This is a genomic window from Enterobacter sp. JMULE2 (genome assembly GCF_013337145.1).
In the GTDB taxonomy this organism is placed as follows: domain Bacteria; phylum Pseudomonadota; class Gammaproteobacteria; order Enterobacterales; family Enterobacteriaceae; genus Enterobacter; species Enterobacter mori.
This window is the reverse complement of the sequence record NZ_SGWD01000019.1, coordinates 68,537-77,548: the sequence shown is the minus strand read 5'-3', so window position 1 is coordinate 77,548 and position 9,012 is coordinate 68,537. Positions and strand designations below refer to the sequence as shown.

Sequence of the window (9,012 nt, the reverse complement as noted above, 5' to 3'; positions counted from 1 at the left end):
CTCCGTGCGGTGACGGCATGCGCCGTGACTTCACTGTAGCCCGGCCGCATCGGCCACAAGGGTTCGCTGACGCCTCCGTCCTCACCCGTTCGCACCCTTCACGGTGCATTCAGCCCGTGAAGGCTTTGCGCTGCGGCTTGCGGCGTCGCCCCTGTGTCCTCCGCTTTTCGCCGGTCTGTCGTGTCGTCACGGCGATGCCGGAACCGAGAATATGTTAACCGTGGAGGATCTATGAACCAGACCATGACCTGTGATGCTGTTCGTCTTGAGGGTGCGCAGCGCCTGACTTTCCTGCCTGATTTGTTTGGCGGCGATTTTATGACGTCCGAGGCATCCGTGTACGCCTATGCCCAGCGTTACTGCCCTGAGTATCAGGGGGGATTCTGGCAGTTTTACCGGCTACCGGAAGGTGGCGGGTATATGGCGCCTGACGTGGAGAGCCTGACCCTGTGCAATCCGGACAACTGGTTTGAGCAGACTGTCAGCGGGGAGGTGGCGGGGATCATCCTCACGGCGCTGGTACTGAATCACCGGAGCTGGCACCACAGTAACCATGACCATGAGGAGCTGTGCCGCCACTTCTGCCGCCGTTATGAGCAGCTTATGGCATTTGCTGATACCCATCCTGAAAGCGCCACGATCTGGCGTGCTCTTGACTGATTCACCACGGGCGGCAATGCCGCCCGACTAATGGAGAAAAACATGATTGGTACAGCAAAAGAGATAGCCATCGAAATGCTGCGTGATGACGATAATGACGGCGAGAAATTTGTATTCGCCAGCTGGAGCCGGAACGATATTCGCGGTCTCTGCAATGACTGGGATCTCAGTGATGAAGAGATCGACGTGGTGATGGAAAGAATGGAGGCAGAGTTGTATCCCTCCGGATGTGTCCCTCTCATCTACAACATTGTTGAGGTGATGGTGGAAGAAAAACGGAAACACCGTAATGTCACCATTCCGGCAGCGGCGCTTGCGGTGGTGATGCAGCTTGCAGGGAAGGAAATGGAGCGTATCGCCGTATGCGCTGAGGATGGCGGCGGATCGGCAGAAGAAACCCTGAAAGAAGAAAACGACGTCATGTTGAACCTGTGCGCAGCGCTCGATGCCTGACAGAGAAACCGGAGGCGTTGCCTCCGGAAACTGAAAAAAGGAGAACACCATGCAACTGTCACCGGAAACCCGCAGCATCCTGCGCCAGTATAAAACGCTCATCAACGAGCGACGTCGCGAATCCGGACTCAGCCCCGTAACCACAGCGAAAGTGCTGGATGAGATCTGCGAATCGGCTACCCGCCAGTGTGCCGTCTATCTTTGCGGCCACTTCATTCTCCAGGGCGGTGAGGGGGATGCACAGTAAATAATCCGGGCGGGGCATATGCGCCGCCTGTTCGCGCGCGAAAACCCTGTCATCCCTTCGGGCTGACGGACGGCAAGGCCAGCGCCTGCGGCGCTGCCCCCTCCCGCCCTGATGTAAGCCCGTGGAGATGCACATGAAAGGCATTGTGAGGGCAAATTGTCACAGATACGGTCCTGCGTGGCGTGGCGTGGCGTGGCGTGGCGTGGCGTGGCGTGGCGTGGCGTGGCGTGGCGTGGCGTGGCGTGGCGTGGCGTGGCGTGGCGTGGCGTGGCGGCTCTGAAACCCGATCAGCAAATCCTCTGAAAACACCTGAATCCCACTTCTGGCCCCCTTCGGCTCCCGGTCAGCGTTGCTGTCCGGTCGTCGAGCCCCACTCCGCCAGGGCGGCTGCTGCGCACCCGCCGGGCTCCGCCGAACCCCTCCGGGTTTCGGGCCATACGGCTAGGGTCTGATGGCAAAGGTCAAAGGCTGCGGCTTCTCCGGCCGTGCCGTCCGGAACGCCTTCACCGCGCCGGCTGATGCCGTCGCTTTAATGGCGCCACGCCGTTCCGACGTGTCGGGTGTGTGCATCCTGTTCCCCCGGTGAAGCCATCCCCCGTGCGTCCTCACGCGGAGGGCTTGTCGTAGCACCGTCGGGTCGTCATCCAAGGGGTGAAATGCACTCCGCCAAAAGTTTTTGCGTGCCGCAAAAACTTTAGTCTCCGCCCCTTTCCTTCCTCCCTTCGCCGTTGCTCCTTTGCCCTTTGCCGCGAGAGAACTCACCAGGGAGATGGACAACCATCACCACAGGAGAAAACCAGGATGCACACACGAAACGTCAACGTCAAAACCGCCGCTCAAGAATCTTCCAGGAAGATGGGGGAAGAACAAAGCCCTGTTTCTGCCGCACGGGAGTGGGTGGCTCAGGCCACTTCGCTGAAGGCGGGGGTCACCGTCACCCTGTCCGACGTGTCCCGATACGGCGACGTGCAGGTGGAGATCCGCACCAACGGAACGCTTAACTGGCGCGCCTGGTCGTTTGAACCGGATTTTCTTTTTGAACTGAAACGCAATCTGCAATACGTGCAGCTTTAACCGGAGGCCGGATGTCCGGCCTTAACCCAGAGAAGGAGGAAAAATGCAGAACCTTAACACCCGTCCGGCGACCCGTAAGGTCGGGCAGAGCACCGAAATCGTGAAGCTGCTGCGCATTCAGGCCAGCGACACCCACGTGGTCGAGTTTGACAACGTGGACACCCGCTTTAACGACTGCAACAACTGGCAGGTGATGGCAGGAGGGAAACGTGTCCTGTTCAGCAACCGCATGTATGAGCGTTTTTCAGATGTGAAATCGGGGATCGTGGCAACGATCAACGTGTGTGAAAACAGCGGCAGCGTAACGGATAAAGCGATGCTGGAAGGGGCAAAAGTCATGATGCAGGTTCTTGATGGCTATCCGTCCTTTGCAGCACTGGCAGCACACCCGAAACGCATTACCGGTTAACCGAGTGCCGTGACCGGATCGCACTCCGGCCACGGCTAACCACAACTATCACTGAGAGGTAAAAATCATGGTCGCCACCAATACTACGGCAAAAAAACCAGCTAAGACCACCCGTCAGACAAAATCTGCGGAAAAAATCGCGCAGTCTACCGAGCAGAAGCTCGTCCAGCTGCTCGCTGATACGCCTGTGCAAATCTTCCCGTACTCCCGCCTGTCACACACGGACTTAAACACGCGCATCATTCCGCATACCGATCAGGAAGTGGAAGAGATGGCAGACAGCATTCAGGCAATGGGCATCCTGCAAAACCTGATCGGTGCAGAACTGCCGGACGGTACGATCGGCATTGTCGGCGGGGAAGGCCGCCGCAGAGGCACAGGCATTCTGGTGATGCGCGGTGTGCTCGATGCAGACACGCCGTTTGTTCCGGTGAAAGTCCTGCCCGTGGAGATGGCGGTGGCGGCCTCGATGATCGAGAACGGTCGACGTAAAAACATGCATCCCGCCGAGCAAATTATCGGTTTTCGGACCCTTCAGCAGGAAGGTAAAACGGCCTCTCAGATCGGCGCACTGATGGGCTACCACCCGCGCTACGTTCAGCGCTGCCTGAAGCTGGCGAATCTTGCCCCCTCCCTGCTGGATGCGCTGGCGCGGGATGAAATCTCCCTTGAACAGTGTGAAGTCCTGACACTTGCTGATACGCATGAGCGTCAGGAGCAGGTCTGGAAAGAGGCTGTTGAACAGTGGCGCGATCCAGCCGTACAGACCCTGCGCAAAATGGTGACTGACGACAAGATGGCCATCAGTCACCCTATGTTTGAGTATGTGGGCGAGGAAGCCTATACCGCCGCTGGCGGTACGCTGACCGCCGACCTGTTCAGCGACAAGGACAGCACCTTTGCCGATGCGGCGCTGGTGAAATCTCTGCTGGCTGGCAAGCTCACCGTGCTCGCCGCCCGCGTTAAGCAGGAGCAGGGCTGGGGCTGGGCTGAGTACCGTATGACGGAACTACGCTTTAGCGGTGAGGACGCTGAACTGTACCGTTTTGCCATGCCGAAAGCTGTCCTGACGGAAGAAGAACAGAAGCGCGTCAGTGAGCTGGAAGAACAAAGAGATGCTACTGAAACCTACGATGACGAATACGAGCTTCAGCAGCAGATCGATGACATTTACTGCGAGGCAGAGTATCGCGAAGCCACGCCGGAATTTCGCGCCGCCCACGGTATCTGGGTGTCATGGGATGGTAACAATTTTCGGGTTCAGCCAGGTATCCGCAAGCTGACCGACGAAGACCGGGCAGCTGAAGAACAGGCGCGTCAGGAGCGTGAAAGCAATGTGATCAGACACACCACGCCTGACATTCCCGCTGACGCCTATCCGGCAACGCTGGTTAAGGCCATGTCTGCGGAGCGCACTCTTGCCGTTCAGGCGGAACTGGCGGGTCGCCCCGATGTATCGGTGGCGCTCCTGACGTGGACGCTGTGTCTTGCGCTATTTGATCGCACACACGGCAAGCGCAGCCAACCGCTGAAAGCCTCCGTGTCCTCGAATCAGTATCACCTTGCATCACTGGCTCCATCCGGTGAAGAAGGGAAGGCGCTGACGGCGCTCAATGCACAGAAAAAAGCGCTTCAGGCAACGCTGCCCGAAAACTGGCATCTCGATTTCACCTGGCTGCTGTCATGGTCAGCAGAGCAGGTGAACACCCTGCTGGGATTCTGTGCGGCACACGGTATCAACGGTATTCAGGAGCGTATGTACAACCATACGCAGAAAAGCGAACTGGACGGGCTGGAAGCAGCGCTGGACTTTGACCTGCGCAAATGGTGGCAGCCGGATGCCGAGAGCTACTTCGGTAAGCTCACGATTTCCCAGATTGGCAAAGCCTATGAAGAAGCCGGACTCAGCGCCCGTGCGGGTGAAGTTGTGAAGCTCAAGCGCCGCGATGCGGCGAAGGCCGCCGAGCAGGATCTGAATGCTCAGGGCTGGCTGCCTGACTGGATGGTGCGCACAGCACCAGCCGCTGAGGCTGAAGAAGCCACCGAAACCGACGCTGATACCACTGACCACGCTGCTTAATACCGGAGGCCGCCGCCTTCGGGCGGCGGGAACAGACATGACCATGCAATATGACCTGAACCGAATCAACACCCTGACCGCATCCGACCTGGAGTTTATCCGTAAGCAGGGCGAGGACGCGCGCCGCACCTTCAGCGATGCCGTGACCGGCCTCCTGTCGACACCTGAAGGATGGTGCGTCAGCGCCGAGTTCCGCAGCGAGTTCGGCGGCTTCTTCCCTGTCCAGTGCCGCTTCAGCGCGGACGGCAGTGATGACTGGCATCTGTGCGTGTGCAGTCCCGGCGAAGTCTCGCCGTACTGGCTTCTGGTGCTGCTATCCTCCGGCGGTGAAGTGGTGCGTACCCTTTACCAGAGCGACACGCTCCAGCCTGACCGGATAAATCAGCTGATCGCGCAGCTGGCAGGTATGCGCCGTTTTAACTGCACTGCCCGCACCGTGGCGAAGCTGATGAATGCGGAGGTGACAGCATGATCCCGTCCTCACACGCGCTCGTTTCCCTGAAGCCCGCCCGTCAGGCTGCAATACAGGCTATCAACCATGTTGAGTCTGCCCGCGAACGCGGTGCAAGACTGCCCGCCATGCCGTATGTGCGTACCTTTCTGCGCCTTCTCACGGGCAGCGGGCGTCTCAACGCCACGGTGGCCAATAAAATACCTGGCCTGCACTGGGTGCCAAATAACCGTCATTCGAACCTGAAACAGGTCGAGGAGGCGCTTAACACCATGATCGCCACCAGTGGTGAAGCCTGCCCGCTGCCGCTCACGATTGATGTACAGGCCGAACTGTTTCCTGAAGTCATGCACACCCGCACGGGTCGACGGCTGCACAGGTCCGGCATTAAGACCACGCGCCAGCTGCGCCGCCAGTCCCGCGAGTACGAACAGCGCTGGAAACTGCGCCAGAACCTGCTGGAGCAGGCAAAAATCGACCTGAATTTTCAGTCACCGGAAACCGTCTGCACCTGGTACACCCGGTGGAGCGACGAGTTTGACGCGGCAGATCTTGCCGCACCGTTCTGGCGCTGGCAGTCGCGGTTCACGTCGCTGAAGGAACTTGACTGGCTTCGCATCAGCGGCGAGCCGCTGTATGCAGTGATGTACGAAATCCCGTTCATCGTGCGGGAGACTCCGGAATCTGTCCGTACTGCTGAGCGCTGGCAGGTGCCGAACAAGTTGCGGTATCAGCAGGGGGCAGAATGAGAAATAATCCCTGCAAGACGGAGCTGAAAGTCGCCCGCAGCCAGCGTAACAAGCTCCGTACCATGTCGGCAAAGCTGAAAAAGATGTGCTGCGAGTGGGACGGACTCAGTGGCTGGCTGGAAACCGAAAGCGAGCAGCTGGCTGAGAGTATAGACAGGCATCTTGAGGCGCTCGAAGACCAGATCCGCGAGTGGTCAGAAGGTACGGATAACCGGGAGGGCTATTGAGCATTATCAGCCGCAGGTTCGACAAAAAAGAGACAGGAACCGTGTTCCGGCATGCTGAAAGCGGGAAGATCCTGTACCGTCTTGATGCCCGGCTGGAGCGGGATGACTGGGAAATGTTGCAGGAGTTGATCAGCCTTGTCTATAACGCCGGCGTGACCGCCGGAAGCGAACAGCGAGCCGCTGAGATTCGTGAGGCGCTGGGGATTTCAGGAGCTGAATGACGCGGAAAAATGATGAGGATTTATACAGTTTTCAGACTGTTATTCCTGGGCAGATGATCGACAACGGGATATAATGGCGATGGCGCTTGAGGCTTTTTGCCTCATGACGTGAAGGTGGTTTGTTACCGGTTGTGTGGCAAAAAGAAGAAAGCCCCGTAGGAAGTTAATTTTCATTAACCAACCAAACGAGGCCATCTGCTTGACTAGACACCAACAGAATAGCCTCTTAGCTGCCGCAAGGCAAGGAGAAGACGGCTATGAAACTGCCACGAAATACCCTGATCTGGTGTGTATTGATTGTGTGTCTCACACTGCTGATATTCACTTACCTGACACGGAAATCGCTCTGCGAAATCCGTTACAGGGACACGAACAGGGAGGTGGCGGCTTTCATGGCTTACGAATCCGCTAAGTAGCCAACCCCGGCGGGGGGAAACCCCCGCCATTAAGGGGCTGAAGCTGTCTGGACATGCCTGAAGCGCCTTTATGAAGGGGTTACCGGTTTACCGGTAGCCCCTTTTTCCTTCCTGACGCGACCGCACGCCTGAACTTCCGGGAAGGGCTGTTCCCCTGCGGGGAACGGGGGAAGGGGGACGCGCCTTCGGCGCTGCCCCTCTGCTCCCTCCGCCTTGTCCACACTCCAGCCTTTCCTGCCTGATTTTGCTGAAGTCAGCGCGCCATGAGTTACCTGCCTGTACCTGGCTTCAGCCTGGTTTTCCCTGTGTTCTTCATCCCGGGCGTCATATCCGGCGTCCTGCTGGTTAACTTTCTCAGCTGCAGCTCAGTGGCCATAACCCGAAAACAGGGCAGGGCGATGGCCCCCTTCGGCTCCCGGCCAGCGCTGCTGTCCGGTCGTCGAGCCCCACTCCGCCAGGGCGGCTGCTGCGCACCCGCCGGGCTCCGCCGAACCCCTCCGGGTTTCGGGCCATACGGCTAGGGTCTGATGGCAAAGGTCAAAGGCTGCGGCTTCTCCGGCCGTGCCGTCCGGAACGCCTTCACTGCGCCGGCTGATGCCGTCGCTTTAATGGCGCCACGCCGTTCCGACGTGTCGGGTGTGTGCATCCTGTTCCCCCGGTGAGGCCATCCCCCGTGCGTCCTCACGCGGAGGGCTTGTCGTAGCACCGTCGGGTCGTCATCCAAGGGGTGAAATGCACTCCGCCAAAAGTTTTTGCGTGCCGCAAAAACTTTAGTCTCCGCCCCTTTCCTTCCTCCCTTCGCCGTTGCTCCTTTGCCCTTTGCCGCGAGAGAACTCACCAGGGAGATGGACAACCATCACCACAGGAGAAAACCAGGATGCACACACGAAACGTCAACGTCAAAACCGCCGCTCAAGAATCTACCGGAAGATGTGATTCAAACCTCACCACGTCCCAGTTCACGGATCTGTTTTGCTGGGTCCTGGCAGCATCGGAAGGGGAGCCACAACCGGCAATTTTTACGCCGCCAGAGAATGCCACTGAGCTGACGTTAATAAATGACGAATGCCCGGATTATATCTCTGTCTGGGTTGTAGATGGTCGCCCGGTGGCAGCTGCAATGCCGCTGGATAATTTTCACCGTGTTATTTCTTCATCACTAACTAAATAATCAGGAGTAAATAAAAATGGTCAGTTTCGCAAGCCGCTATCGTATGCCTACCTCGATCCGTAAAGACCGTCCGCTGACGAATGAGGAATTACAGCTCATCGTTCCGAGCGCGTTCTCATCGGATAAACACGATTCACGCTCTGAACGTTATACATATATCCCGACCATTAACATTCTTGATCGCTTACGTGATGAAGGTTTTCAGCCTTATTATGCAACTCAGTCACGTACACGTGACCAGGATAAACGCGACTTTACAAAGCATATGCTTCGCCTGCGCCGTCATGACCAGATTAACGGAAAAGAAGTACCGGAAATTATTCTGCTGAATAGCCATGATGGTTCTAGCAGCTATAAAATGATACCCGGTATGTTCCGTCAGGTTTGCAGTAATGGTCTGGTTGCATGGAAGGATTTTGGTGAAATCCGTGTGCCCCACAAAGGGGATATTGTCGGGCAGGTTATTGAAGGCGCTTACACGGTGCTGAAAACATTTGACGCGGTTGATGAAAATATTGACCTCATGAAAAGCATTCAGCTCACTTTGCCTGAGCAGCGCCTTTTTGGTGCGACCGCCCTGGAACTTAAATACGATGGAAAACCAGCGCCGATTACGCCGGAGCAAATTATTAACCCCCGCCGGGTACTCGACAGAGGCCAGGATTTATGGACCACGTTTAACGTGGTGCAGGAAAATGTGATCCGTGGGGGGATTCGTGGCAGAACGCAAAAAGGGAAGTTGACCAGAACGCGGGAAGTCACCGGAATTGATGGTGACATCAAATTAAATCAGGTTCTATGGAAAATGGCTGAGGAGTTTGCAAAACTGAAGGCCTGAAAATTAAGCCGCTCAA

At 57.2% G+C, this 9,012-nt stretch carries 14 protein-coding genes and 1 pseudogene; all 15 read left to right on the top strand.

Going from position 1 to position 9,012, the window contains the following annotated elements; all coding sequences use genetic code 11:
* Window positions 1-231 precede the first annotated feature (231 nt).
* Window positions 232-660, top strand: a complete 429-nt coding sequence (locus EXW94_RS27410) for an antirestriction protein (protein ID WP_174341651.1) — start codon at window positions 232-234, stop codon at window positions 658-660.
* A gap of 42 nt (window positions 661-702) precedes the next feature.
* Window positions 703-1,113: a DUF1380 family protein gene (locus EXW94_RS27405; RefSeq protein ID WP_174341650.1), complete on the top strand. Its 411-nt coding sequence runs from the start codon at window positions 703-705 to the stop codon at window positions 1,111-1,113.
* Window positions 1,114-1,162: 49 nt separating this feature from the next.
* A complete protein-coding gene (locus tag EXW94_RS27400; protein ID WP_032663705.1) occupies window positions 1,163-1,360 on the top strand; it encodes a hypothetical protein in 198 nt (65 codons plus the stop codon).
* 156 nt (window positions 1,361-1,516) lie between these two features.
* A complete protein-coding gene (locus tag EXW94_RS27395) occupies window positions 1,517-1,663 on the top strand; it encodes a hypothetical protein (RefSeq protein ID WP_174341649.1) in 147 nt (48 codons plus the stop codon).
* 498 nt (window positions 1,664-2,161) lie between these two features.
* Window positions 2,162-2,434, top strand: a complete 273-nt coding sequence (locus EXW94_RS27390) for a hypothetical protein (RefSeq protein WP_174341648.1) — start codon at window positions 2,162-2,164, stop codon at window positions 2,432-2,434.
* Between the two features lie 43 nt (window positions 2,435-2,477).
* A complete protein-coding gene (locus tag EXW94_RS27385; protein ID WP_032641231.1) occupies window positions 2,478-2,843 on the top strand; it encodes a hypothetical protein in 366 nt (121 codons plus the stop codon).
* A 67-nt stretch (window positions 2,844-2,910) separates the two neighbouring features.
* The gene (locus EXW94_RS27380) at window positions 2,911-4,923 is read left to right on the top strand and encodes a ParB/RepB/Spo0J family partition protein (RefSeq protein WP_174341647.1); all 2,013 of its coding nucleotides are present in this window, start codon (window positions 2,911-2,913) and stop codon (window positions 4,921-4,923) included.
* Window positions 4,924-4,960: 37 nt separating this feature from the next.
* A complete protein-coding gene (gene psiB, locus EXW94_RS27375; protein ID WP_174341646.1) occupies window positions 4,961-5,395 on the top strand; it encodes a conjugation system SOS inhibitor PsiB in 435 nt (144 codons plus the stop codon).
* The gene (locus EXW94_RS27370; protein WP_174341645.1) at window positions 5,392-6,123 is read left to right on the top strand and encodes a plasmid SOS inhibition protein A; all 732 of its coding nucleotides are present in this window, start codon (window positions 5,392-5,394) and stop codon (window positions 6,121-6,123) included. The genes psiB and EXW94_RS27370 overlap by 4 nt, the downstream gene beginning before the upstream one ends.
* Entirely contained in the window at window positions 6,120-6,350 is a 231-nt protein-coding gene (locus tag EXW94_RS27365) for a hypothetical protein (RefSeq protein ID WP_045343947.1), read from the top strand. Before EXW94_RS27370 ends, EXW94_RS27365 begins: the two co-directional genes overlap by 4 nt.
* The gene (locus EXW94_RS27360; RefSeq protein ID WP_074164953.1) at window positions 6,347-6,571 is read left to right on the top strand and encodes a hypothetical protein; all 225 of its coding nucleotides are present in this window, start codon (window positions 6,347-6,349) and stop codon (window positions 6,569-6,571) included. Before EXW94_RS27365 ends, EXW94_RS27360 begins: the two co-directional genes overlap by 4 nt.
* Before the next feature lie 133 nt (window positions 6,572-6,704).
* Window positions 6,705-6,920 (top strand): annotated as a pseudogene (locus EXW94_RS28430) (DUF5431 family protein); the annotation flags it as partial.
* Window positions 6,865-6,987, top strand: a complete 123-nt coding sequence (locus EXW94_RS27355; protein WP_224776414.1) for a type I toxin-antitoxin system Hok family toxin — start codon at window positions 6,865-6,867, stop codon at window positions 6,985-6,987. The pseudogene EXW94_RS28430 and the gene EXW94_RS27355, both read left to right, overlap by 56 nt.
* An 877-nt stretch (window positions 6,988-7,864) precedes the next feature.
* The gene (locus tag EXW94_RS27350) at window positions 7,865-8,158 is read left to right on the top strand and encodes a hypothetical protein (RefSeq protein ID WP_023345480.1); all 294 of its coding nucleotides are present in this window, start codon (window positions 7,865-7,867) and stop codon (window positions 8,156-8,158) included.
* 16 nt (window positions 8,159-8,174) lie between these two features.
* Window positions 8,175-8,996, top strand: a complete 822-nt coding sequence (locus tag EXW94_RS27345; RefSeq protein ID WP_125366769.1) for a DUF932 domain-containing protein — start codon at window positions 8,175-8,177, stop codon at window positions 8,994-8,996.
* The last annotated feature ends 16 nt before the right edge of the window (window positions 8,997-9,012 follow it).

Bases quoted from the DNA above. Each gene is read 5' to 3' on its own strand.
- EXW94_RS27410 (WP_174341651.1), top strand. From the start codon at position 232: ATGAACCAGACCATGACCTGTGATGCTGTTCGTCTTGAGGGTGCGCAG.
- EXW94_RS27405 (WP_174341650.1), top strand. From the start codon at position 703: ATGATTGGTACAGCAAAAGAGATAGCCATCGAAATGCTGCGTGATGAC.
- EXW94_RS27400 (WP_032663705.1), top strand. From the start codon at position 1,163: ATGCAACTGTCACCGGAAACCCGCAGCATCCTGCGCCAGTATAAAACG.
- EXW94_RS27390 (WP_174341648.1), top strand. From the start codon at position 2,162: ATGCACACACGAAACGTCAACGTCAAAACCGCCGCTCAAGAATCTTCC.
- EXW94_RS27385 (WP_032641231.1), top strand. From the start codon at position 2,478: ATGCAGAACCTTAACACCCGTCCGGCGACCCGTAAGGTCGGGCAGAGC.
- EXW94_RS27380 (WP_174341647.1), top strand. From the start codon at position 2,911: ATGGTCGCCACCAATACTACGGCAAAAAAACCAGCTAAGACCACCCGT.
- psiB (WP_174341646.1), top strand. From the start codon at position 4,961: ATGACCATGCAATATGACCTGAACCGAATCAACACCCTGACCGCATCC.
- EXW94_RS27370 (WP_174341645.1), top strand. From the start codon at position 5,392: ATGATCCCGTCCTCACACGCGCTCGTTTCCCTGAAGCCCGCCCGTCAG.
- EXW94_RS27365 (WP_045343947.1), top strand. From the start codon at position 6,120: ATGAGAAATAATCCCTGCAAGACGGAGCTGAAAGTCGCCCGCAGCCAG.
- EXW94_RS27350 (WP_023345480.1), top strand. From the start codon at position 7,865: ATGCACACACGAAACGTCAACGTCAAAACCGCCGCTCAAGAATCTACC.
- EXW94_RS27345 (WP_125366769.1), top strand. From the start codon at position 8,175: ATGGTCAGTTTCGCAAGCCGCTATCGTATGCCTACCTCGATCCGTAAA.